The organism is Mycobacterium sp. IDUB_37 (assembly GCF_055419245.1).
Genome location: NZ_JBVAXG010000003.1, coordinates 765,873 through 787,440, shown reverse-complemented (window position 1 = coordinate 787,440; position 21,568 = coordinate 765,873). Strand labels below are relative to the sequence as shown.

Sequence of the window (21,568 nt, the reverse complement as noted above, 5' to 3'; positions counted from 1 at the left end):
CCGCTCAAGTGTAGGAATCGAGTTGTCCGTAGAGCAGCTCAATCGTTTTTTTCTGTTGCGCCAGCGTGGCTCTGAGCTTTTTGATCTCGTCGTCTTGAGCGGTGATACGACGGCGCAAGGCGGTGATGACGGTGGTGTCGCGGCCGGTGTCGGCGCGTCGATGTCGGGGGAATGGCGGCGGTATTGGTCGATGACGGCGTAGAGGTCGGGGTGTTTGTAGATGGTCTTGCGTACGACGCCGGGCTTTGGTGGCCACGGTAGAGATGTTGATCGGTGCGTTGGATTTCCGCAGGGCGCGGATGGATTTCTCAATGTCGCGGCGTTTGGCGGCTGAGACGGCGTCGCGGTGTTTGGCCAGACCGGCGAGGGCTTTGTCTGACGGCGGCGGGGGCCGGCGATGACCGAGAGGGTGCCGTCGGGGTGGGTGATGGCCACCGGGGTGCCGCGGTCGGCGGCCAGTACGTCGAGGTAACACAGCATCTGCTGCAGCTCGGCGGTGGAATACCAGGTCAGGTCTCGGGGGCGGTGGGCGCGGCGGGTCCGAAATGCGGCCCCCAGAGCCGGGTGTGGCTGTCGGTGAGCTGGGCCCAGCGCGGATCACCGGCGGCGGCGGCGGCTTCCTCGGCGTGGTCGACCATGAAGAACACCTGGGTTTGCGACTGGGCCGCATCAATCGCGGAGGGCCACAGGGGTTTGTCGGGTTTGGCGGCGGCCTGCGGGGATTTCGGGTAGTCGGAGAAGTCGGTGAATAGCAGCCGCAGGGCGGCGCGGTCGTCGGTGAGTAGCGGATCGGTGATCCCGCGTCCGGCCAGGAACGGTCCCAGGTGCCGCGCGATGTCGCGGGCCCAGGAACGGGTGTCGATCACCTCGGCCACGCTGCTGTCGATCGCCGCGGTGATGGCCGAGCACGCCGACCACGCCACCGGCCGCCACGTCGCCGTCACCCGCGCGACAATCGCCTCCCGGGTGGGGTGTGACGTACGCACGATCACCGCCGCCTGGCGAGTACTACGGGTGTCTCGTTGGGCCGTCGAAGCGCAACGCGGGCACGGCTCGCCAGGTACCCCCAGCATGGGCCGGCGGCCTTCGGTGTACCACCTGGTGCCGCGCCGTGAAGCCTGTCCAGCACCCCGTCCGGTTGTGCATGATTTCCACCTACCGCCGTCAGGCGGTGTTGGTCTTTCTTCTCCCGTAGGGAGTTACTCACCAAGCGGGCGCGCAAGCGCGCCCGCCAACCGAATCTCCGACAACAAATCCCGACGAACGCGGTCATGGCGCACGACGCGGGATTGCGCAACGAACCACCCATGTCGCTGCCGTCGGCCAGCGACACCATCCCGCAGGCCAGCGCCGCGGCGGACCCGCCGCTGGAGCCTCCCGCGGACCGGTCGAGCGCATACGGATTGCGGGTCAACCCGAAAACCGTATTGAACGTGTGCGACCCGGCCCCGAACTCCGGGGTGTTCGACTTACCGACGATCACCGCGCCCGCCGCCCGCATCCGGGCCACCAACAACTCATCGGCGTCCGGTACGAAGTCCGCCAGCACCGGTGATCCGTAGGTGGTGCGCATCCCGCGGGTCGCGTGTAGGTCCTTCACCGCAAGGGTGAGCCCGTGCAATGGTCCCAGCAGCCGCCCGGCGGCGAACGCTTCGTCCGCTGCGTGCGCCGCACCCTGCGCAGCCTTGGCGTCGAGCGTCACGATGGCGTTGACCTAGGGGTTTGCCTGCTCGATCCGAGCAAGTGACGCGGCCAGCAGCTCCCGCGCGGACAGTTCACCTCGGCGGATCAATGCTGCTTGTTCGGTTGCCGACAGATCGCACAGGCTGGTCATGGCCGTCCTTCGGTACCAGAGTTGCAGTGGCATCCTATGCAGGCATGTCGAGGATCCAGTGACGGCTCCGTCCCAGGGGTAAGTGACCAACTAGGGTCACTGGCTCGGGCCGCAGCGCCCAGCTTCGCCGGGCTCGCGACCCTCGCTAGGGGTCGCGAATCTGACCAGAATGGAGATAGTCATGGCCAAGTACCTGTTCCTCAAGCACTACCGGGGAGCGCCCGCGGCCGTCAACGATGTGCCGATGAATCAGTGGACGCCCGCCGAGATCGAGGCGCATATCCAGTACATGGAGGATTTCGCGGACCGCTTGCGAGACAGTGGCGAGTACGTCGACAGCCAGGCGTTGGAGTCGGCGGGCGCCTGGGTCCGGTACGACGGCGACGGCAAGCCGCCGGTCACCGACGGCCCGTTCGCGGAGACGAAGGATCTGATCGCCGGCTTCATGATCATTGACGTCGACTCGTACCAGCGTGCGCTCGAATTGGCGGGGGAACTGTCCGCCGCGCCTGGCGCGGGCGGCAAGCCGATTCACGAGTGGCTCGAGGTGCGGCCGTTCATGGGTGCTCCGACGACCGTCAGCGAGTAGTGACCGTCGGCGCGATGGACGAGAGCCAGCTTCGCGACCTGATTCCCGGCGTCCTGGCCGCTCTCGTCCATCGCGGGGCGGACTTCGCCACCGCGGAGGACGCCGTGCAGGAGGCACTCGTCCGGGCCGTCGAAACGTGGACCGATCGGCCACCGGACGACCCGAAGGGCTGGCTGATCACCACGGCGTGGCGCCGCTTCATCGACATGGCCCGATCGGACACGGCCCGCCAGCGCCGTGAACAGCGGACAGCAAGCGAGCCGGCGCCCGGGCCGGCCGCCACCGCGGACGACACGCTGCAGCTCTACTTTCTGTGCGCACACCCGAGTCTGCGGCCCGCCTCGGCCGTCGCCCTGACGCTGCGAGCCGTCGGCGGCCTTACCACCCGTCAGATTGCTCAGGCCTACCTCGTGCCCGAAGCGACCATGGCGCAACGGATCAGCCGGGCCAAACGCACCGTGAACGACGTCCGGCTTGATCGCCCCGGAGATCTGCGCACTGTGCTTCGGGTGCTTTACCTGGTGTTCAACGAGGGGTACAGCGGCGACGTCGACCTCGCGGCGGAGGCGATCCGGCTGGCCCGGCAACTGGCTGTGGCGACGTCCGATCCGGAAGTTGCCGGACTGCTCGCGCTCTTTCTCCTGCACCACGCGCGACGCCCGTCCCGGACGCGCGCTGACGGGAGCCTGGTGCCGCTGGTCGAGCAGGACCGCAGTTTGTGGCAGCGCGACCTGATCGCCGAGGGCGTGGTCGTGCTGCAGGCCGCGTTGGCACGTGACCGCCTCGGGGAGTACCAGGCGCAGGCCGCGATCGCGGCATTGCACGCTGACGCGCAAGCGGCCGACGAGACCGACTGGGTCCAGATTGTCGAGTGGTACGACGAACTCGTCGAGCTCACCGACAGCCCCATCGTGCGGCTCAACCGTGCCGTCGCAGTCGGTGAGGCCCACGGACCGCAGGCAGGCCTCGCCGCGTTGGCTGAGCTTGACCCAAAGCTCCCCCGATACACCGCTTCGGCCGCTCACCTACACGAACGGGCCGGTGACGGTGCGACGGCGACAGAGCTTTATGTGCGGGCCGCCGCGCAGGCGCAAAGCGTCGCGGAGCGCAACCACCTGACGTTGAAAGCGGCCACCCTCCGTCAGCGCCTCGCGGGTGAAACTGACTCAGCGACGTAGCGTCGGAGTCGACCTGAGCGCGCTTGAGATGGCCCTGTCCCGAGGGGTTGCGAGCAACTAGGGTTTCGACCCATGACTACCGTGCTCATCACCGGCTGTTCGAGTGGAATCGGCGCGGCGACCGCCGCCGACCTCGCCGCCCGCGGCCACACCGTCTATGCCACCGCACGGCGTCCGGAAACTCTCAAGGATCTCGCCGATCAGGGTTGCAAGACGCTCACGCTCGACGTCAACGATGAGGAGTCGATGGCGGCCGCGGTCGCCACCGTCGAGCGCGAAGAAGGCACCATCGACGTGCTGGTGAACAACGCGGGTTACTCCCAGTCGGGAGCCGTTGAGTCGATCCCGCTCGATACCATTCGAAAGCAGTTCGAAACCAACGTTTTCGGTCTCATCCGGATGAGCCAACTCGTGCTCCCCGGCATGCGCAATGCCGGCAAGGGGCGCATCATCAACATCGGATCGATGGGCGGCAAACTCACCTTCCCCGGCGGTGGCATCTACCACGCGACGAAGTATGCGGTCGAAGCCATTTCGGACGCGATGCGGTTTGAAGTCCAGGGTTTCGGGGTGCAAATCGTCCTGATCGAACCCGGGCTGATCGTCACCGGTTTTGCCGACACCGCAGTCGGATCGGTGGGCGACCTGGACGACGGGCCATACGCGGACTTCAACTCCCGCGTCGGCGCAATCACCGCGGACATCTACTCGAGTCCGGTTGCCAAGCTGATCGGCGGCGGGCCGGAATCCGTCGCCAAGGTCGTGCGCAAAGCCATCGAAAGCAAGCGGCCGAAGGCCCGCTACACCGTCACCCCGAGCGCAACGCTGAGCATCCTGCAGCGCCAGTTCACCCCGGACAAACTCTGGGACCTCGCAATGCGCAGTCAGTTCCCGGTTCCGAAGGAAAGCTGACTCGAGCGCGAGTGAGGCAGCTCACTCGATAATTGTTTTGGATTTGCGAGAAATTACATCTACTGTTGCGGCATGAGCGATGACGGATTCCAGTTCCACGTACTCAACCGCGACGGCATCATCGTGGCCCAGGCGTTCGAGGTGTTCGCCTACCCGATGGGAGATATCACCGTGCGCCAGGTCCGGGACACCGAGCCAGTTCAGGGCACCGTGCAGGTACTGCAGGTCCGCGGCAGCACCGTGGACTGGGCCCTGGTCAAGGCATGGACCGCACTGGTCGAGGGGCTGTTTCCCGGGCAACCCCGCGTGCTGGCGCTGGGATACCTGCCCAGCGCCCGTGGCGACAAAGACCTGCCCAGCCCCGCCGTCGTCAACGCAACGATGGCCGCCGGCACCGGCATCACCGACATCGTCACCGTCGACCCGCACAGCCCGGTCTGGCTGACTGCACTGCGGGCCAGCGGCCCGGAGATTCGTCAGCATGTGCTTCCGCTCGGTGAAATCGTTGCGGGCGCCCTGGCCGCGGCCGGTGACGCGCCGCAGCACCTGGGTGTCATCAGCCCCGACAAGGGGGCGGTCGGGCGAGCTACCGGCGTGGCCGGGATGCTGAATCTGCCCGTGTATACGGCGAGCAAGAACCGTGACCCGAAGACGGGACACCTGACCCACTACTCACTCGACGCCGATCTCGCTCCCGGTAGCTACCTGGTCGTCGACGACATCTTCGATGGCGGTGGCACATTCGCCCTGCTGACCGGCGCCGCGCCCGACGGAGTGGTGCTGGACTTGTGGGTCACCCACGGTGGCTTCACCAAGCCGAATTTCTCCGCCGAAGCACGCGCGCCGTACCGCGATATCTACACCACCGATTCGCTCGGCAGTGCAGTGGCGGCGAGCCTGCAGGACAAGCAGATTCACGTCACGGCTCTTCAACCCTGGATCGCCCAGGTCGTGAACAGCCTGGGCGCCAACAGAACCTGACCTCAACCGACCGACGACCACACCACTACCTCGACAGGATTCCGACATGAACGAGACCGTCAATCGCGTCGTGGACACGCTGCTGGCGACCGACGCCTACAAACTGGACCACCGCCGGCAATACCCGGAGGGCACCGAGGTGGTGTTCTCCAACCTCACGGCACGGGGAACGCGAATCCCAGGCGTTGACGCGACCGTCTTCTTCGGGCTGCAAGCATTGCTCACCCAGATCACCGAGCGATGGGACGAATTCTTCAACCTGGACGACGCATCCCTGGATGCGGTGCTCGCCACATACGACAGCATTGTCACCTCGCTGCTGGGCGCCAATGAAGTGGGCACGGACCACTTCCGCACGCTGCACGGCATCGGGCACCTGCCGTTGCGCGTCAAGGCATTTCGCGAGGGATCTCTGGTTCCGCTGCGGGTCCCCTACTTCACCGTCGAGAACACCGATCCTCGGGTGTTCTGGCTGACCAATTACCTGGAGACCGAGCTCTCCGCGGAGTTGTGGCAGCCGATCACCAGTGCAACCCTGGCCTGGCGCAACCGATCCCTGCTCGACGAGCGCGCCGCGGCATCCGGTGACCCCGACGCCGTCGACTTCCAGGGCCACGACTTCTCTTGCCGGGGAATGGCGGGCATCTATGCGGCCGCGGCCAGCAGCGCCGGGCATCTACTCAGCTTCCGGGGCACCGATACCCTCTCCGCAATCCGATTCGTCGATCGCTACTACCCCGGCAACAACGGAATCGTGGCCGGTTCGTGCCCGGCCACCGAGCACAGCGTCATGTGCGCCGGTGGGCGAGACAGCGAATTCGAAACGTTCGAGCGGCTTTTGGACCTCTACCCCAGCGGCACGCTGGCCATCGTCTCCGACACCTACGACTTGTGGCAGGTCTGCACGGACTTCCTGCCGCGCCTCAAGAGCAAGATCCTTGCGCGGGACGGGAAACTCGTGATCCGGCCCGACAGTGGCGAGCCCGAGTTGATCCTGTGCGGTGACCCCAGCGCACCGGAAGGCAGCCCGGCACGACGGGGTGTGGTGAATCTGCTTGCCGACGAATTCGGAACTGTGCTGAACGACAAGGGATTTCGGGATCTCGACCCGCATGTGGGCGCGATCTACGGTGACTCGATCACCTTCGAACGCGCCGACGCGATCACAGCGAATCTGATTCGGCAGGGATTCGCCTCCACCGCAGTCGTATTCGGGTACGGCAGCTATACCTACCAATACCAGACCCGCGACACGTTCAAGATGGCGATGAAAGCGACGTGGGTCCAGGTCAACGGGCAAGGCCGTGACATCCAAAAGGATCCCGTCACCGACGACGGGACAAAGAGATCTGCGACCGGCCGGCTGGCGGTTCGGCGCTCGATGGACGGCCGTCCGTACCTGATCGAGCACGCCGACCCCGACCAGGAAGCGGACCAGGAATTGCGGCTGGTGTACGAGAACGGAAAAATGCTGCGGCAGAGCTCATTTGCCGACGTGCGTGACAAACTGCGCCACGAGACAGCACTTTACGTTCGCCGCGCCAACCCACCGGCGGCCCACAAGGAGTTGTAATGAGCTCGCTTCGGGAATCCAACCTCTTCTTCGAGGACGCGGATCAGTCCATCCACGGGACGTGGCTTTCGGTGGACTTGGTGGCCCTCACCCAGGACGTCGACGCGGTCAGGATTGCGCTGATCACCCGCGCCGGCGAGCCACACCGGGGCGCGACGACCCTGCCCGGCGGCCTGCTGGCCGCCTGGAACCAGGAGACTGTCGAGGAGGCCGCGCGACGCATTGCTCAGGAAAAGGCGGGGGCCGAGGTTGTCGGCGGCGCGGCCGTCCTCAACGTCGTCAGCGACCCTGGCCGCGACGAACGCGGACATACCGTCTCCATCGTGGTCGGGGTTCGCATCCCCGCTGGCACACCAGGTGCGGTCCTGGTCGACGAGGTTCCCGACGACATGCCGTTCGGGCATTCAGCGATGGTTGGTGCGGCGCTGTCCAAGATCAACACCGGGTTGTTCACCGACCCCGCGCTGACCTACGCACTGCTCGGAGACACCACCACCATGGCCGAGGTGATGGCACTGGCCCGGGCCTGCGACCCCGAGGCCAGTGAGAGCACCATCGGCTCACGCCTGCGCCGTTGTGGTCTCTACCGGGCCGACCGCAGCCGTAGGCGCGAAACAGGCGCCGGCAGACCAGCTCTCGTCTTCACCAGAGTCCACAACGCGTAGCTACCGTTCGTCGGTCGCGCGCGTCATCGGCGGGTGCAGAATCCGCAGATCGCCGGATCGATAGAGCTGTGCCGGACGGCCACCATCCCGGGTGGTCGTCCGCCCGGTGGGCGCCAGAAAGCCCGTGGTTCCGGTGACCTTGCGGTGAAAGTTCCGGCTGTCCAGCGCTGTGCCCCAGACGATCTCGTAGATCCGCCGCAGTTCGGCCACGGTGAACTCGCCCGCGCAGAAAGTGGTCGCCAGCGGGGTGTACTCGAGTTTGGCGCGCGCGCGTTCGACGCCGTCGTCCAGGATCTGCCGGTGGTCGAACGCGAGCCCGGTCGTCATCAGTTCGGATATGGGTGCCCAGCGCGCACCGGCGGCATCGCCACCGGGGGCCGGTAGCGGCAGGTCGGGCGCCAGGCCCAGATACGCGACGGTGATCACCCGCATCCGCGGATCACGTTGCGGCGCACCGTAGCTGGCCAGCTGCTCGAGGTGCAGGCGAGCCGCGGACACACCGGTCTCCTCCATCAGCTCGCGGGCGGCGGCCTCGTCAAGATCCTCGCCGGGCCGGACGAATCCGCCGGGCAGTGCCCACTGGCCCGCATGGGGCGCCTGCCCGCGTCGAACCACCAACGCACACAGTTCGTCGTCCCGGATGGTCAAGGCCACGAGGTCGACGGTCACCGCCACGGGCGGGTAGTCCTTCGGCTCATAGCTCGACACCGATCCGACACTAATCGTCGAGTTGACGAAAAGCCATCTCACCCCTTATCGTCAAAGCGACGATAATCAAAGGAGGTGGCCACCATGGCCGTCATCACCCGTTACCCACTGCTACGTCACCTGCGCGTCGAGCCGACCGCGCACATCCGGGCGCTGCGCCGGGGCAAGCTCGTGCGCGACGGCGCCGGCCTGGCGTTCTGGTTCTATCCGCTGACCGCGGCGATGTTGGAGGTTCCACTCGACGACCGGGAATTGCCGCTGCTGTTTCACGCCAGGACGGCAGACTTCCAGGACGTGGCCGTCCAAGCCACGGTGACCTACCGCATCGTCGACCCGACGCTGGCGGCCCAGCGCATCGACTTCTCGATCGACACTGAAACCGGCCACTGGCGGGCGGCGCCCCTGGAGCAGGTGGCCGGCATACTCACCGAATCCGCTCAGCAGCACGGGCTCGATCTGTTGGGACGCACCACGTTGACTTCGGCGTTGGTGGACGGGATCACGGCGGTACGGAGCCGGATGACCAGCGGGCTCGCCGGCGACACGCGACTCGCCGAAACGGGCATCGCGGTCCTGGGCGTGCGCGTCGTCGCGATCCGTCCCGAGCCGGAAGTGGAACGCGCGCTGCAGACACCCACCCGCGAACAGGTCCAGCAGGAGGCGGACCGCGCGACCTTCGAGCGGCGGGCGTTGGCGGTCGAGCGGGAACGCGCGATCGGCGAGAACGAACTGCAGACCAAGATCGAACTCGCCCGTCGCAGAGAGGAATTAGTGGCGCAAGACGGCGCCAACGAGCGGCTGAAAACCCAGGAAATGTGGGCGGCCGACGCGATAGCCACCCAAGCGCAGGCCCGCCGCGACGTACAGCTGGCCGAGGCGAAGGCACAAGCCACTCGGCTGGTGGGCGACGCCGAGGCGGCCGCGGAAGGCGCGCGACTGGCTGCCTACCGCGACCTGCCCGAGGCCACCCTGCTGGGTTTGGCGCTCAAGGAACTCGCCGCCAACCTGCCCCAGATCGACCACTTGGTATTGACGCCGGATCTGCTGGCCCCCGTGCTGGCCCGGCTCGGGGCGGGTACCCGATGACGCTCCCCCCAAGAGTGATTCTGGTGCACCGTCGTACCGAACTCGACGATGCTCTGGCCCGGCACGGTACGCATGGTCAGGCGGCGTTCTTCCTGTCCAGCCGCGGGCGCCGGATCGATGAGCTCGAAGCCCGGCACACCCGCAATCAGTCGGCGCTGGCCGCCGTCGCCGCCGCGATTCCGGCGGACTGGCGACGCGGCCGGGTCGAGCGGGCGGACTTGTCCCGATTCCTGTTCGAACCACGAGACGTCGTGGTCGTGGTCGGCCAGGACGGGTTGGTGGCCAATGTCGCGAAGTACCTCGATGGACAGCCGGTGGTCGGGGTCGATCCCGAACCGGAGCGCAACGCCGGGGTGTTGGTGTCGCACAGTCCCGAAAGCGCCGTCGCGCTAATTCGCGCCGCGGCGCACAGCAGCGCCGATATCGCGTCGCGCACCATGGTTGCGGCCACGACCGATGACGGGCAGCGGCTATTGGCCGTCAACGAGATCTTCGTCGGCCACGCCAGCCACCAGACCGCGCGCTACACACTCGCCCTGCCCGACGGGCGCACCGAGCGCCAGGCGTCATCCGGCATGATCGCCGCCACCGGAACCGGCGCCACGGGGTGGTGTCGTTCGGTCTGGGAACAACGCCGAAGCAGCGTCGTGTTGCCGGGCCCGGCTGAACCACGGTTCGCCTGGTTCGTCCGTGAGGCCTGGCCATCGCCCGCTACCGGCACGTCTTTGGTCGAGGGCGTGGTGGCCGCCGCGTCCCTGACCATTGACGTGGAATCGGACCGGCTGGTGGTGTTCGGCGACGGCATTGAAGGCGATGCGCTGGTCCTGTCGTGGGGTCAACGGTTGACGCTGCGCCTCGCCGAGCAGCAGCTGCGGCTCGTGCGATGACCAGCTAGTTCTGAAAATCGTTGCGGTTCAGGTCAATCGGTTGTCCGTGCGATGTGCGGGACGCCGCGTGGGCCCAGGCCGAGCGATAGCGCCGCAGCGCGTCGTCAGATGCCAGACCCTTTAGGCAAAGAGCATGTTCCAGAGCGGCGAGCCAGTGCCGGTACTGCGCCTCACCGGCGTTATCGGCCGCGATCTGCCCGCCAAGCGCGGCGCTCCACTCGTCAGACGAAAGGAACTGACGGTCTCGTAGTAGGCGCACCATCGCGAAGACCCGCGCCTCCCACGGCTCGTTGAACGACTCAGGCGACGTCACTTCAGGCGCGTTCCAGATATGGCTCGAAGGCGTCGACGGACACCGCGGTGCCCGGTTCCGCGTCGTCGCCCCAGAGTTCACTGCCTTCGAAGCGGACGGTGTAGAGCCACTGGGGTTGTTCGCCATCTCCGCGAACGATGCTGTCGGGGAACACGTTAGGAGCATGGACAAGCTCGACGACGCCGACGTGTCCCCGCGTGTAGCGAGGCAGCCTGGTGTGGTGTCGAGGGTGAATGTTGCGAGCGCGGACTCGGTCGCCGCGGGCGAAGCGCGGCGCGGACGACTCCGGACGGGTGTAGGAATTGCGGGCCAGGACGCGACTGACGTCGGCCACGGTGAACGCGCCTTCCCGCTTATCGACAGTCGAATGGTCATCCAACAACTCGTAGTCCTCGAGCAACCGTTCCAACTTCGCCAGCCACCGCTCGTAGTACGACGCGGTCACATACGTCTGCGGCGACATGCGTTCGACAGCGAACCGGCCGATGTCGATGTTCCAGACGCCGCGGGCTCCCATCGCCGTGTTCATCGCGTAAACCCGCCCCTCCCAGGCTGTGTGAAAGACCGGTTCATCGGGTTCCACCTCGATGGGGCCGAAGCCGTCCACGCCGCCGAGGTCGTGTATGCCGTCCATCAGGCGACCGTCGGTAGCGCCGTGCCGATCATGCAATCGCGCCCGACGATCGCGGCGAGCTGATCCTCGGTCCAGTCATCGGTGCCGGCCGGTCGCATCGGCAGCACCAGGTAACGAGTCTCGGCTGTCGAATCCCACACTCGGACAGCGGTTTCCGCGGGGATGCTCACACCGAGCTCGGCGAGGACGGCGCGCGGCTCTTTGACGGCCCGGGACCGATACGACAGCGATTTGTACCAGTTCGGCGGGAGCCCGAGCACGTCCCACGGATAACACGAGCACAGCGTGCAGACGACCATGTTGTGCAGTTCCGGGGTGTTCTCGACAACGATCAACTGGTCGCCGACCCGACCCTCATCGGTGAAGGGAGCAATAGCCCCGGCAGCATCGGCGAGCAGATCGCGACGGTAGTTCTGATCGACCCACGCCCGCGCAACGGCGCGCGCCCCGATGTGTGGACCGATTGTCGTCTCGTGCGCTTCCACTAGGCGATCGAGCGCCTCGGCTTCGATATATCCCGACTCGATCAGTAGCGATTCGAGGGCGCGCACCCGAAGTTCGACATCGGATAGCGACGGACCATCTTCATGATCGGCCGTTGCCACTCGACAAACTTTACGGCACCGATGCTGTCACGCCTCGTCGACAACGGCGGTCCCACCATCCCAACGCTTGACGCCGGGCACAGTGACGTCGAGCAACTCGAGTGCACGCGAAACGGTTTGATCGACGATCTCGTCGATGGTCTGCGGCAGGGCGTAGAACGCGGGCACTGGGGGCATGATGATCGCCCCGTTGGCGGTCGCCCTGGCCATCAAGTCGATGTGACCGGCGTGCAACGGCGTCTCGCGCAGCATCAGCACCACTCGGCGCCGCTCCTTCAAGCACACATCAGCAGCCCGGACCACCAGTTCTTCGTTGTAGGAGTTGGCGATTCCGCTCAGCGTCTTGATGGAGCACGGAGCCACCAGCATGCCCGTCGTGACGAACGACCCGGACGACACTGCCGCTCCGATGTCGCGCGGGTGGTAGCAGCGATCGGCGAGCGCTTTGATGGCGTCGGGCTTGTACGACGTTTCGTGCGCGATGGTTCGTTGCGCCGATGGGGTGACGATCAGATGGGTCTCGACGTCGAGATCACGCATCAATTCCAGCGCACGAATGCCGTAGATGGCTCCGGAGGCTCCGGTGATCGCCACGATTACCCGTCTCATCTACTGTTCCTCGGCGTATTGTGCTGCTGCAGCAGCGATTAGGGATATCGCTCGATCCTCTTCGGCTGACGGCGGGCGGCCGGCGCTTTCGGCCACCACCACTTCCATGGCCGCCGCACTTCGCCTAGTGGCTGTACCGGCGGCCGCCGCCGGCGCGTCGAGCTCAGCCGCTACAAGAGTCAACTCGTCCAGTTCGATGAGTTCGGCGTCGAGTTCCAATGCCTTCACCCGCTCCCGCAACTGCTCCGCAGCGCCGTTCGGTGCCGGCGGCGGACCCGACCGCAGCCGAATACGCAGGGCGCGCAAAGGTCGAACCACGTCCTGTTGCCACTGCCCGATCCGGCGCTGCGCTGCGGCGACATCCTCGGCGCGGAATGTGCGGCCCCGTGCTGCACCGGTGTACGCCGCGAGTAGCAACACGTTGACGTCAACGTCAGCGCGTTCCTGTAGCAGCAACGTTGCCGCAGACACGCCGTCGGCACCGTAAACACCGACGGCGAAGCGTCGAAAGTTTGAGTCTGACAACGTCATCGCAACTTCGCGTAGTGGATACATCTTGCCCCGGTAAGGTCGACACGGTATTCCTTGACTTCGCTGGCAATCACCACGCAGAGAGTATGAGGCATTACCCGTGGCGTTTCAGGATTTCCGGGCGTTCCTTGACGCGCTGCGCGCGCGGGGTGAGCTCATTGATGTCGATAGGCCCGTCGCCCTGGAGCTCGAGGTCGGCAAAGCGCTGCGCAAGAGCGCGTCCGTTTCCGGTCCGGCAGTGGTGTTCACCAACAATGGCACTGAATTCCCTTTGGTCGGCGGGGTGTACAACTCGCGCGCCAAGGCGCTCATCGCTTACGGCAGCGACGAGACCAACGTCATGGAGAACATCCTCAACGGGTTGGCGCATCGCATCCCGCCGGTGGTGGTTGACGATGCCCCGGTCCACGAGAACGTGATCCTCGGGGACGACATCGATCTTTCGACGTTGCCGGTGCCCCGATACAGCCCGGACGACGGCGGCCCGTACATCACGCCGGGGATCGTGGTCAGCCGGGACCCCGACACCGGGATTCCGGATATCGGCCACTACCGGTTCCAGATCATCGACGCACACACCCTGTCGTTTCTGGCCATGCCGAATCACCGGTTCGGCAAGCATCTTGCCAAGTCGGTAGCCAAGGGCCACAGCACCTTTCACGCTGCTTTGGTGATCGGCGTGGATCCGATGCTGGCCTACACCGGACCCATCCAGGTGCCCGACGACACCAACGACTTCGAGGTCGCCGGGGGCCTGCGCGGCGCGCCCGTCGAACTGGTGAAGTGCCGGACCATCGACCTCGAGGTACCCGCGCACGCCGAGTTCGTCCTCGAATTTGAGGTGGACTTCACTCAGACGGTGATGGAAGGGCCGCTGGGGGAGTACACGGGCTATTTCACGCCCGGGTCGATGAAGCCGATCGCCCGTCCTTTGGCGCTCACTCATCGAAACAACCCGTTCTTCCAGGCACTGTTGACCGGCAAGCCCACCACCGAGAACCACGTCCTGAAGCAACTGGCGTTCGAAGCGTCGTTTCTGAAGTCCATGCGGACCACGTTCCCGACGATCGAGCGGGTGGCGATCCCCCCGTCGGGCGGCGTCAATTTCCGGGTGATCATGTCCATGCGTCCACGATTCACCGGCGAAGCCCGCAACGCGCTGTTGACCGCCATGGGATCGAATGTGCGTCCCAAGACGGTGATCGTCGTCGACCCCGATATCGACGTGCAGAGTTCCGAAGAGGTCGAGTGGGCGCTTGCGTTCCGGTCCCAGCCGGCACGCGATGTCATCGTTGTCGACAACCTTCCCGGTGGCCCGCTGGATCCGACGCTCGACGAATCGCTCCCGCCGGACCGTCGCACCGGCTCGGCGATCGGTATCGATGCGACCTATCCGTACGGCACCGTGGTCAGGATCGCCGGAGACGCATGCGGGCCATCTATGGCCGAGCACGGCGCGGAATTCGTCGAAGTTGCCGATGTCCCGGGCTGGCGCGATTACGACTTTCCGGAACTGGATCAACCGGCTCCGTGAACCGACGAAAGGTGTTCAATGCCGGAAATTCATCATGAGATCAAGATCGCGGCGCCACCCGCGCGGGTTTTCGATGCCTTGACCACCCGCGACGGGCTGAGCGCCTGGCACACCCCGTCGGTGGACGGCACTGGCGACGTCGGCGGTGAGTGGGTGTTCCGGTTCGCGGATCATCCCGAATTCGGTTGGGAAGTAATCACTTCGGAGGGACCTCGCACGGTCGAGTGGCGCTGCAGTCGAGGACCGGGAGACTCGGTCGGCACCACGGCGACGTTCACGCTGATCCCGACCGACGACGGCCGCACGCTCGTCGAGCATGTCCACGCCGGATGGCCCGGCACGCACGGCAACTTCCGCAAGTGCAACACCACCTGGGGTGTGCTCTTGCACCACTTGCGCGACTACGTCGAAACCGGCGAAGCCACAACGGCATTCGAGTAGGGGGCACCACATGCCGCAGCAGAGCCTGAGCGAGTTCGTCGACGAGATGGAAAAGGCGGGCATGCTCGTCCGCATCGCCGAGGAAAAGCGCGTCGACGAATTGCCTGCAGTGATGGAGGCGAATCCGATGACTGCCGTGCTGGTCGAGAACGTCACCGACTGCGAGTTTCAGTTCCTGGCCAACGCGTACTCGAATCAAGAGCAGACAGCGTGGGGCCTCGGCTGCGACAAGACGCAAAGCGGTTCCGTGATGAGCGAGCGCGCCAAAGGCCGCATCAAACCCGAAATCGTCGACACCGCACCATGTAAGGACGTCATCCTCACCGGTGATGACGTCGACCTCACCCGGCTACCGCTTTTTCTGCACCACGACCGCGACGGACATGCGTTCACCAACGACAACTTGGTGATCAGCAAGCACCCGGACACGGGGGTTTACGACTGGGGCATCTACCGCAGCATGTTCCGATCCAAGAACGAGAAGATGTTCGACATGACGTGCACGTCGCACCGTCAACGCATCAATGCCATTGCGGCGCAAGCGAAAGGGCAGAACCTCGAGGTGGCCATCGTTATCGGTGGGCCGATCGTCGACAAGGTGGCGTCACTGACGGGTGTTCCGCCGGACACCGACGATTTCGAAGTGCTGGGCAGCTTCTACGGCCACCCGGCCAAGCTCGTCAAGTGCGAGACGATCGACGTGTTGGTGCCCGCGAACGCCGAGATCGTGCTGGAGTGCGAACTCATGGCGACCGAGGGCCTCACGCACGACGAGGGTCCCTACGGCGAGTTCACCGGCATGTACGGCGGCGGCATCAAGAAGAACTACCGCGCGGTGGTGAAAGGGATGACCTACCGAAAAGGCGGCATCTACCAGCACGCGACCATCGGTGGCCAGCATCCCTGGTACACCGACAACATGCTGCAGTTGCCGGCCTTGGAATCTGATATCTTCGGCGCCTTGAAGTTCGCCGGCATCAACGTCAAAGAGGTGCGATGCGATCTGGGCGGGCTCTCCAACATCGCCTACGCCAAGATCAAGCCCAACGGCGCGGGCGACGCCAAGCAGGCGCTCGGAATCATGCTGACCTGCTCGAAGTTGGCGTTACCGAAGATCGCGATGGTGTTCGACGAGGACATCGATATCTGGGACGACAACGCGGTGAAGTTTGCGATGGCCTTCCGCTTCATGCCCCACCTGGACACCCTCATCATTCCGGGCTGCAACACCATGACCGTCGATCCGATGATCGGCTCGGACGTCGCCCCCGGCACGGCGTCGAAAATGGGCATGGATTGCACCATCCCGCTGGGGCCACAGTTCACCCGGTCGCACTTCGACCGCAGCACCGTCTTCGTGCTGGGCGATCCGCCGCCGGACGTGGTGGTGATGACGGAATCCGAACTCACCGCCGATATGGATGCGTTGATTCGCCAGGCCCCCCGGACGTGGAAGGAGATCCTGCAGCACTACAACGGGCAACCGTACAAGGTGATCTACCGCGCCTTCAGTAACCTCAGACCGCATCTGGGGCGCTGTGATGACGCGCCGTGGTACCGATATACGTTCTCCGACAGCGACTTTGCCGCCGAAGCCCCGCTGCCGCCGTTGTCCAACTACGACCCCCGGCATCGTGCCTGACACGCCGGGTCCGGGGACTGTCGTCCACGAGGGCTGCGGTTGCGCGCACGGGTCGGAGGGGCTCTCGAGGCGATCCATGCTCGCCTCGATGTCCGCGGTGCTGGGCGGGGTCGCCCTCACCGCATCGGCCTGCGATTCGCCGACCCCCGCGAAGACGCCCGCCGCGCTGCCTGAGAATGCGCTGATCACTCTCGGTGTGCAGGCCGGGCCCCCACCGGTGCCCAACCGGATCGGTATCTCGACGGCGCTCAAGATCGGTGGTGACGTCTACCAAATCGATTGTGGTCTAGGATCTTTGAACGCCTTCACCAACGCTGGGCTGCGATTCGACAGCCTGAAATCCATGTTCATCACCCATCTGCACACCGACCACATCGTTGATTACTTCAGCTTTTTCGCCTCTGGTGGGTACACGGCATCGAAGGGGAAAGCGCCGGTCACCGTCTACGGTCCCGGTCCCGCGGGTGGATTGCCGTCGAGCCAGGTCGGCAATCCGGATCCCGCCCTCATCGACCCGGGCGACCCGACGCCGGGCCTGGCCGCGACCACCAAGGCGCTGCAGCAGGCTTTTGCCTACACCAACAACATCTTCATCCGCGATATGGGCACCGACGACATCGAGAAACTCGCCAAGGTGATCGAGATCGCGGTGCCGCCAGGGTCGGACTACCGGAACCGGTCGCCCAAAACTGACCCGTTCCCCGTCATGTCGGACGACAACGTGACGGTCACCGCGACCTTGGTATCGCACTACGACGTCTATCCGGCATTCGCGTTCCGCTTCGACCTGAAGAAACTCGGTCGATCCGTGACCTTCTCGGGTGATACCACGAAATCCGACAACCTGATCACCCTCGCCCACGACACCGACATCCTGGTGCATGAGGCGCAGTTCAGCCTCGACGATGCGTACTACGGCAACAGGTTTCCGCCGAATTATCTGGTGAACTCACACACTTCCGCGGAGCAGGTCGGTGAGGTCGCCTCAGCAGCCAAGGCTAAACACGTTGTCTTGAGCCATTATTCGCCCACTGACTTGCCAGACTCCCAGTGGCTCAATGCCATCGGCAAGAACTACTCCGGCAAGGTGACCGTCGCGCGCGACGGTCAGGTCTTCGATCTCTAGCCCGAACTACGCGCCCAGGTGTTTCGGAATCCGGTCACCGAAGAGCCGGACCGCGTTCTCCGAAGCCACATTCCGGCGTACGGCGTCGTCCATCGGGTAGGACGCCATGAACTCAGCACCGGCCTGGTTGTCGTCCATCGGGTAGTCCACTGAGAACATCACCCGCTCGGCGCCCATCACTTCGAGCGTGCAGGCAAATGCCGCTGGGCAGAAGTTACCGCTGGTGGTGACGTGGAAGTTGCTGCGCAGGTATTCCGAAGGCAGCCGCTGCAGGCTGCGGGTGCCGGTGCCACCAAGGCCGTAGTAACGGTCGATTCGGTACGCGGCGAACGGCAGCATCTCGCCGAGGTGGCCGATGATCATCTGTAGCCGCGGGAACTTGTCGAACAAGCCCGAGTAGATCAGCCGCAGCACGTGCGTCCCGGCCTCGGCGGCGAATCCCCAGGACGCCAGGTGCAGACCGTCGTCGACATACGGGTCGAACCAGGCCTGCATGACGGCTGGATGCGGTGTGGTGGGGTGCAGATAGATCGGAACGTTCAGCCGCTGTGCACACTCGAAAAGATCCTCGTATGCCGGATCGTCGAGATACCGTCCTTCGGAACGCCCGTTGATGAGCGCGCCGACCAGGCCAAGCTCACCAACGGCCCGCTCCAACTCGGTCGCCGCGGCGGAGGGGTCCTGCGTTGCCAGCGTCGCGAAACCCCCGAAGCGGCTGGGATTTTCGCGCACCGTCTCGGCGAGATCATCGTTGGCGCGGCGGGCCAGATCGATGGCTGACGCCACGTCGCTCATTTCCTGCACGCCGGGGTCGAACAGCGACAGGATCTGAAAGTCGATGCCGGCGGCATCCATCTGTTCCAGACGCAGTGGTCCACGGTCGTACAACCGCTGGTAGGCAAGCTCATTGTTGGACCGCAACCAGGTGCCGACGACGTTGTCGGCGCTGGCGGGGTCCCAGGCGTAGTGCTCTTCGAGCGCAATCAAAGACATGGCGCCCTCCGCGGCTTGCCGAATGAACCTGGACGAACTCTAGTGCAAGTTTGTCCGCGGTTTAGGCCCGCCGCCATCGGATTTCGTTGAGCGACCTAGTTGTTGGTGGGTGGTGGTTGGGGTTGGAACGGTGCGTACCACCACCAGTCGGCGCGTTCGCCGATTGGTCCGGGGGGTTGGATGGGTGGACGGGCCACCGCCACCTACGACAACTTTCGGCCGCCGAATCCGAGCCGGCGGCATCCCCCTACCTGCCCGGACTGCGGCCCAGGTGGCGCAAGATCCGGTCCAGGTTCGTCGCACTCGGGGAATCAACGGCGCGCGCGAAGGGCGCTTCCGGCGTCTCGCGAAAATCGCCGTCGGGTACTGCCAGCGCCAACGGCAACGCGGCGTCTACGACCTCGTCGGGCAGGGCGTAGGCCACTCCGAGTGATTTGGCGACATCCCAGCCGTGCACCACGTAGTCGATGAAGTGGAAACCTATCGCGAGAGCACCGGGGAACACGGCGTTCGGCCCGAAGTCGGGAAGCGCAAACGACGCAGCGAGCGCCGCGTCGTCGGCGAAGGCCGCCAGGACGTCATGAGCGGCGCCCGCGTAGGTGCCAGCGGGGTCGGCGGTAATCGAGGCCATCACCTCTTCCACTCGCCACACGTCAGGGTCCGCTCCGAATCCCCTCGCAGCCGCAGCGAATCCACGATGCTGAGCGGTCATATGCGCAAGCAGGTCGGCCAGGTTCCAGCCGGCGCAGGGGGTGGGCGCGTCGAGATCCGCCGAACGCACGGCGCCGACGACCTCGATGGAATTCAACACAGCGATGCGGTGGTAGGGGCGGACATCCAGATCAATAGTAGTCATACGCTTATCGTAAGCAGATGCATATAATATGGCAATGCTTAACATATGGCGATGGCACCGAAGCCCCGGCGGGACGACCTCGCGGCGATGCTGCATCCGCTGCTCCAAGATCTCGTCGCAGCCGAACTACCGATCCTCGCCGCCCACGACATGAGCATGTGGGGCTATGTAGTGCTGAACGCTCTGGACAGATCACCGGTCCGCACGCAGGCCGCTCTGGCAGAGACCATCGGCGCGGACAAAACGAGGATCATCGGCACGCTCGACGAGTTGCAGCAGCGCGGTCACATCGAACGCCGCCCCGACCCCGACGATCGGCGGGTCCGTCTGCTGGAGATCACCCCGGCCGGTCGCGCAGCCAAGAACGCCGTGCAGTCCGAAATCCAACGCGGTGAGGAACGATTACTCTCCGAATTGACGGCCGAAGAGCGCGCAGTCTTCCTCCGCGTGCTTGCCCGCCTGACTCGTACAGAAACCAAGTGAGCAGACTCGTCGCCATGGACATGTTCAAGGGTTCAAACGGTGGCGACAACCTGGACGGGCGGCTCGCAGATTTGGAAAAGCGCATCGCGCTGTTGGAGCGAGCGGTGCGCAGCTACGGGATTCCAATTCCGGTCGCCTACGAAGGGGAGCCCAGCGAGGACTTGGTCAGTCCCGCCGTGCGCCGGCTTGTATTGCAGGGAAACAAGGTCGGGGCCATCCAAGCGCTCGTGCAAGAGACCGGAATGAATCTCCGATCGGCCAAAGCCATCATCGACCGGTTGTAGCTGTCGTTGCGCGTGCAGACCACGCGCAACGTCAGCGGAAGCGGACGTTCAACGTCGCCAGGCCGAAGATCTTCTTGCCATCGGACTTCGCGGCGACGATCACGACACCACTGCGAGTCTCCGGGTCCAGCGACTTGATCTTGCCGGTGAATTCGATGTCGGCGCCGTCGGCCAATGACACGATCGCCGGCGCCGACAGCCGCACCGCGTAGCGAGTGACCGCACCGGGGTCGCCAGTCCATGCGGACGCGAATCCGGCACCCAGACCCATGGTGAGCATTCCGTGCGCGATGACATCGGGCAGTCCGGCCAGCCTGGCAAGGTTTTCGTCCCAGTGAATCGGGTTGGCATCGCCCGCCACGCCGGCATAGTTCACCAGGTCGCCGCGAGACAGTCGGGCGTGGTGCCCCGGTAACTCATCGCCTACCTGCACGTCATCGAACGACGGGGTCCCTGGAGTGCGGGTTGTGCCCCCATCGGCGATCCGAATCTCGCCCTGGGGGCGGACCGTCTTCTCGTAGCCGGCTTCGGATTCGCCGGTTCCGAGCATGGCGAAGTCGTGCATCATCGCGCGATGCACGGCGGCCTTAACCTTCGGATCGAGGTCCTCGGCGGTCAGGCCCACGACCGTTGTATGCAGCGTGTGTACGCGCTCCCCGGCCGCATCGGTGAAGGTGTTGGTCACCGTGATCATGTCTCGACCGGCGACCCTGCGCAGCGACGTGAATTCGACGTCGATGTGCAGTTCGTCGCCGTCGACGATCGGGCGGTGTTGCTCGAAGACCTCTTCGGTCTGCAGGTAGCTGTCATAACCGACGACCACCGATTCGAACATGCGGCGGTTGCAGGTCATGCCCGGCACGGAAGTGAACGTCAGCGGTGCCACCAGACCCGAATATCCCAGGTCAGCGGCAGCGGCGACGTCCCAGTGGGCGGGGTGGTAATCCTGAACGGCGCGGGCGTACTCGCGAACCTTCTCGCGGCCCACCACGTAGGTGTTGTCCATCTGGTAGTAATGGCCGACCCGCGATTCGAGCGCCAGCGCTTCTGCTGTGGTCATGAATCTCTGCTCAACTTTTCTATCGGCCTGCTCGATGAGGCCGA

Annotated in this window: 26 protein-coding genes and 1 pseudogene; 14 read left to right on the top strand and 13 right to left on the bottom strand. The window is 65.0% G+C overall.

What is annotated here, in order from left to right; all coding sequences use genetic code 11:
* Positions 1 to 4: 4 nt before the first annotated feature.
* The 3 genes from ACZY1I_RS14415 to ACZY1I_RS14405 form a co-directional block, all read right to left on the bottom strand.
* Entirely contained in the window at positions 5 to 256 is a 252-nt protein-coding gene (locus ACZY1I_RS14415; RefSeq protein ID WP_463755071.1) for a hypothetical protein, read from the bottom strand.
* A gap of 253 nt (positions 257 to 509) precedes the next feature.
* Positions 510 to 986, bottom strand: a complete 477-nt coding sequence (locus tag ACZY1I_RS14410) for a hypothetical protein (protein ID WP_463755070.1) — start codon at positions 984 to 986, stop codon at positions 510 to 512.
* Positions 987 to 988: 2 nt separating this feature from the next.
* Positions 989 to 1,702: an amidase family protein gene (locus tag ACZY1I_RS14405; RefSeq protein ID WP_463755069.1), complete on the bottom strand. Its 714-nt coding sequence runs from the start codon at positions 1,700 to 1,702 to the stop codon at positions 989 to 991.
* A 313-nt stretch (positions 1,703 to 2,015) separates the two neighbouring features.
* On the opposite strand from ACZY1I_RS14405, the gene ACZY1I_RS14400 reads away from it, so the two are divergent.
* From ACZY1I_RS14400 to ACZY1I_RS14375, 6 genes are all read left to right on the top strand, one after another.
* On the top strand, positions 2,016 to 2,423 hold the full coding sequence (locus ACZY1I_RS14400) for a YciI family protein (RefSeq protein WP_463755067.1): 408 nt from the start codon (positions 2,016 to 2,018) through the stop codon (positions 2,421 to 2,423).
* Positions 2,424 to 2,437: 14 nt separating this feature from the next.
* Positions 2,438 to 3,601: an RNA polymerase sigma factor gene (locus tag ACZY1I_RS14395; protein WP_463755065.1), complete on the top strand. Its 1,164-nt coding sequence runs from the start codon at positions 2,438 to 2,440 to the stop codon at positions 3,599 to 3,601.
* Between the two features lie 72 nt (positions 3,602 to 3,673).
* Positions 3,674 to 4,513 (top strand): SDR family NAD(P)-dependent oxidoreductase, encoded by an 840-nt coding sequence (locus tag ACZY1I_RS14390; protein WP_463755064.1) that lies wholly within the window; start codon positions 3,674 to 3,676, stop codon positions 4,511 to 4,513.
* A gap of 72 nt (positions 4,514 to 4,585) precedes the next feature.
* Positions 4,586 to 5,494 (top strand): phosphoribosyltransferase family protein, encoded by a 909-nt coding sequence (locus tag ACZY1I_RS14385; RefSeq protein ID WP_463755063.1) that lies wholly within the window; start codon positions 4,586 to 4,588, stop codon positions 5,492 to 5,494.
* 46 nt (positions 5,495 to 5,540) lie between these two features.
* Positions 5,541 to 7,067 carry a nicotinate phosphoribosyltransferase gene (locus ACZY1I_RS14380; protein ID WP_463755062.1) on the top strand — a complete coding sequence of 509 codons (1,527 nt, stop codon included), beginning with the start codon at positions 5,541 to 5,543 and terminating at the stop codon, positions 7,065 to 7,067.
* Positions 7,067 to 7,732: an NUDIX domain-containing protein gene (locus ACZY1I_RS14375; protein WP_463755061.1), complete on the top strand. Its 666-nt coding sequence runs from the start codon at positions 7,067 to 7,069 to the stop codon at positions 7,730 to 7,732. Before ACZY1I_RS14380 ends, ACZY1I_RS14375 begins: the two co-directional genes overlap by 1 nt.
* Here ACZY1I_RS14375 and ACZY1I_RS14370 read toward each other — a convergent pair whose 3' ends face one another.
* A complete protein-coding gene (locus ACZY1I_RS14370) occupies positions 7,733 to 8,440 on the bottom strand; it encodes an NUDIX hydrolase (RefSeq protein ID WP_463755060.1) in 708 nt (235 codons plus the stop codon).
* An 84-nt stretch (positions 8,441 to 8,524) separates the two neighbouring features.
* Here ACZY1I_RS14370 and ACZY1I_RS14365 point away from each other — a divergent pair, with 84 nt between their 5' ends.
* A complete protein-coding gene (locus ACZY1I_RS14365; RefSeq protein WP_463755059.1) occupies positions 8,525 to 9,526 on the top strand; it encodes an SPFH domain-containing protein in 1,002 nt (333 codons plus the stop codon).
* Positions 9,523 to 10,413, top strand: coding sequence for an NAD(+)/NADH kinase (locus ACZY1I_RS14360; RefSeq protein ID WP_463755057.1), 891 nt, complete (start codon positions 9,523 to 9,525; stop codon positions 10,411 to 10,413). The genes ACZY1I_RS14365 and ACZY1I_RS14360 overlap by 4 nt, the downstream gene beginning before the upstream one ends.
* A gap of 4 nt (positions 10,414 to 10,417) precedes the next feature.
* On the opposite strand, the gene ACZY1I_RS14355 is transcribed toward ACZY1I_RS14360, so the two are convergent.
* Genes ACZY1I_RS14355 through ACZY1I_RS14335 form a run of 5 tightly spaced genes read right to left on the bottom strand, consistent with a single transcriptional unit; the run spans position 10,418 to position 13,105 of the window.
* Entirely contained in the window at positions 10,418 to 10,726 is a 309-nt protein-coding gene (locus ACZY1I_RS14355; protein WP_463755056.1) for a hypothetical protein, read from the bottom strand.
* A gap of 1 nt (position 10,727) precedes the next feature.
* On the bottom strand, positions 10,728 to 11,360 hold the full coding sequence (nthB, locus tag ACZY1I_RS14350; RefSeq protein ID WP_463755055.1) for a nitrile hydratase subunit beta: 633 nt from the start codon (positions 11,358 to 11,360) through the stop codon (positions 10,728 to 10,730).
* On the bottom strand, positions 11,360 to 11,965 hold the full coding sequence (gene nthA, locus ACZY1I_RS14345) for a nitrile hydratase subunit alpha (RefSeq protein ID WP_463755054.1): 606 nt from the start codon (positions 11,963 to 11,965) through the stop codon (positions 11,360 to 11,362). Before nthA ends, nthB begins: the two co-directional genes overlap by 1 nt.
* Positions 11,966 to 11,992: 27 nt before the next feature.
* The gene (locus tag ACZY1I_RS14340; protein ID WP_463755052.1) at positions 11,993 to 12,574 is read right to left on the bottom strand and encodes a UbiX family flavin prenyltransferase; all 582 of its coding nucleotides are present in this window, start codon (positions 12,572 to 12,574) and stop codon (positions 11,993 to 11,995) included.
* On the bottom strand, positions 12,575 to 13,105 hold the full coding sequence (locus ACZY1I_RS14335) for a TIGR02444 family protein (RefSeq protein ID WP_463755051.1): 531 nt from the start codon (positions 13,103 to 13,105) through the stop codon (positions 12,575 to 12,577).
* A 100-nt stretch (positions 13,106 to 13,205) separates the two neighbouring features.
* On the opposite strand from ACZY1I_RS14335, the gene ACZY1I_RS14330 reads away from it, so the two are divergent.
* The 4 genes from ACZY1I_RS14330 (at position 13,206) to ACZY1I_RS14315 (ending at position 17,848) form a co-directional block, all read left to right on the top strand.
* A complete protein-coding gene (locus ACZY1I_RS14330) occupies positions 13,206 to 14,639 on the top strand; it encodes a UbiD family decarboxylase (protein WP_463755050.1) in 1,434 nt (477 codons plus the stop codon).
* Positions 14,640 to 14,657: 18 nt separating this feature from the next.
* Positions 14,658 to 15,080, top strand: a complete 423-nt coding sequence (locus ACZY1I_RS14325) for an SRPBCC family protein (RefSeq protein ID WP_463755049.1) — start codon at positions 14,658 to 14,660, stop codon at positions 15,078 to 15,080.
* Positions 15,081 to 15,090: 10 nt separating this feature from the next.
* A complete protein-coding gene (locus tag ACZY1I_RS14320; protein ID WP_463755048.1) occupies positions 15,091 to 16,722 on the top strand; it encodes a UbiD family decarboxylase domain-containing protein in 1,632 nt (543 codons plus the stop codon).
* Positions 16,723 to 16,798: 76 nt separating this feature from the next.
* Complete coding sequence (locus ACZY1I_RS14315) at positions 16,799 to 17,848, top strand: MBL fold metallo-hydrolase (protein WP_463755047.1); 1,050 nt, start codon at positions 16,799 to 16,801, stop codon at positions 17,846 to 17,848.
* Between the two features lie 6 nt (positions 17,849 to 17,854).
* Here the strand turns inward: ACZY1I_RS14315 and ACZY1I_RS14310 are convergent, their stop codons facing one another.
* The 3 genes and pseudogenes from ACZY1I_RS14310 to ACZY1I_RS14300 all read right to left on the bottom strand — a co-directional run bounded on the left by ACZY1I_RS14310 (position 17,855) and on the right by ACZY1I_RS14300 (position 19,697).
* Entirely contained in the window at positions 17,855 to 18,841 is a 987-nt protein-coding gene (locus ACZY1I_RS14310) for an amidohydrolase family protein (protein ID WP_463755046.1), read from the bottom strand.
* A 95-nt stretch (positions 18,842 to 18,936) separates the two neighbouring features.
* Positions 18,937 to 19,029 (bottom strand): annotated as a pseudogene (locus ACZY1I_RS14305) (hypothetical protein); the annotation flags it as partial.
* A 59-nt stretch (positions 19,030 to 19,088) separates the two neighbouring features.
* Positions 19,089 to 19,697 carry a TIGR03086 family metal-binding protein gene (locus ACZY1I_RS14300; RefSeq protein ID WP_463755045.1) on the bottom strand — a complete coding sequence of 203 codons (609 nt, stop codon included), beginning with the start codon at positions 19,695 to 19,697 and terminating at the stop codon, positions 19,089 to 19,091.
* A 51-nt stretch (positions 19,698 to 19,748) separates the two neighbouring features.
* Between ACZY1I_RS14300 and ACZY1I_RS14295 the strand changes: the two genes are divergently transcribed.
* Entirely contained in the window at positions 19,749 to 20,180 is a 432-nt protein-coding gene (locus tag ACZY1I_RS14295) for a MarR family winged helix-turn-helix transcriptional regulator (protein ID WP_463755138.1), read from the top strand.
* On the top strand, positions 20,177 to 20,464 hold the full coding sequence (locus ACZY1I_RS14290; RefSeq protein ID WP_463755044.1) for a hypothetical protein: 288 nt from the start codon (positions 20,177 to 20,179) through the stop codon (positions 20,462 to 20,464). The genes ACZY1I_RS14295 and ACZY1I_RS14290 overlap by 4 nt, the downstream gene beginning before the upstream one ends.
* A 31-nt stretch (positions 20,465 to 20,495) precedes the next feature.
* Here the strand turns inward: ACZY1I_RS14290 and ACZY1I_RS14285 are convergent, their stop codons facing one another.
* Positions 20,496 to 21,524, bottom strand: a complete 1,029-nt coding sequence (locus tag ACZY1I_RS14285; RefSeq protein ID WP_463755043.1) for a fused (3R)-hydroxyacyl-ACP dehydratase subunits HadA/HadB — start codon at positions 21,522 to 21,524, stop codon at positions 20,496 to 20,498.
* Positions 21,525 to 21,568 lie beyond the last annotated feature (44 nt).

Excerpts from the sequence above, each read along its gene's own strand:
- ACZY1I_RS14400 (WP_463755067.1), top strand. The coding sequence starts at position 2,016 with ATGGCCAAGTACCTGTTCCTCAAGCACTACCGGGGAGCGCCCGCGGCC.
- ACZY1I_RS14395 (WP_463755065.1), top strand. The coding sequence starts at position 2,438 with ATGGACGAGAGCCAGCTTCGCGACCTGATTCCCGGCGTCCTGGCCGCT.
- ACZY1I_RS14390 (WP_463755064.1), top strand. The coding sequence starts at position 3,674 with ATGACTACCGTGCTCATCACCGGCTGTTCGAGTGGAATCGGCGCGGCG.
- ACZY1I_RS14385 (WP_463755063.1), top strand. The coding sequence starts at position 4,586 with ATGAGCGATGACGGATTCCAGTTCCACGTACTCAACCGCGACGGCATC.
- ACZY1I_RS14380 (WP_463755062.1), top strand. The coding sequence starts at position 5,541 with ATGAACGAGACCGTCAATCGCGTCGTGGACACGCTGCTGGCGACCGAC.
- ACZY1I_RS14375 (WP_463755061.1), top strand. The coding sequence starts at position 7,067 with ATGAGCTCGCTTCGGGAATCCAACCTCTTCTTCGAGGACGCGGATCAG.
- ACZY1I_RS14365 (WP_463755059.1), top strand. The coding sequence starts at position 8,525 with ATGGCCGTCATCACCCGTTACCCACTGCTACGTCACCTGCGCGTCGAG.
- ACZY1I_RS14360 (WP_463755057.1), top strand. The coding sequence starts at position 9,523 with ATGACGCTCCCCCCAAGAGTGATTCTGGTGCACCGTCGTACCGAACTC.
- nthB (WP_463755055.1), bottom strand. The coding sequence starts at position 11,360 with ATGGACGGCATACACGACCTCGGCGGCGTGGACGGCTTCGGCCCCATC.
- ACZY1I_RS14340 (WP_463755052.1), bottom strand. The coding sequence starts at position 12,574 with ATGAGACGGGTAATCGTGGCGATCACCGGAGCCTCCGGAGCCATCTAC.
- ACZY1I_RS14335 (WP_463755051.1), bottom strand. The coding sequence starts at position 13,105 with ATGACGTTGTCAGACTCAAACTTTCGACGCTTCGCCGTCGGTGTTTAC.
- ACZY1I_RS14325 (WP_463755049.1), top strand. The coding sequence starts at position 14,658 with ATGCCGGAAATTCATCATGAGATCAAGATCGCGGCGCCACCCGCGCGG.
- ACZY1I_RS14320 (WP_463755048.1), top strand. The coding sequence starts at position 15,091 with ATGCCGCAGCAGAGCCTGAGCGAGTTCGTCGACGAGATGGAAAAGGCG.
- ACZY1I_RS14315 (WP_463755047.1), top strand. The coding sequence starts at position 16,799 with ATGCTCGCCTCGATGTCCGCGGTGCTGGGCGGGGTCGCCCTCACCGCA.
- ACZY1I_RS14310 (WP_463755046.1), bottom strand. The coding sequence starts at position 18,841 with ATGTCTTTGATTGCGCTCGAAGAGCACTACGCCTGGGACCCCGCCAGC.
- ACZY1I_RS14300 (WP_463755045.1), bottom strand. The coding sequence starts at position 19,697 with ATGACTACTATTGATCTGGATGTCCGCCCCTACCACCGCATCGCTGTG.
- ACZY1I_RS14295 (WP_463755138.1), top strand. The coding sequence starts at position 19,749 with ATGGCACCGAAGCCCCGGCGGGACGACCTCGCGGCGATGCTGCATCCG.
- ACZY1I_RS14285 (WP_463755043.1), bottom strand. The coding sequence starts at position 21,524 with ATGACCACAGCAGAAGCGCTGGCGCTCGAATCGCGGGTCGGCCATTAC.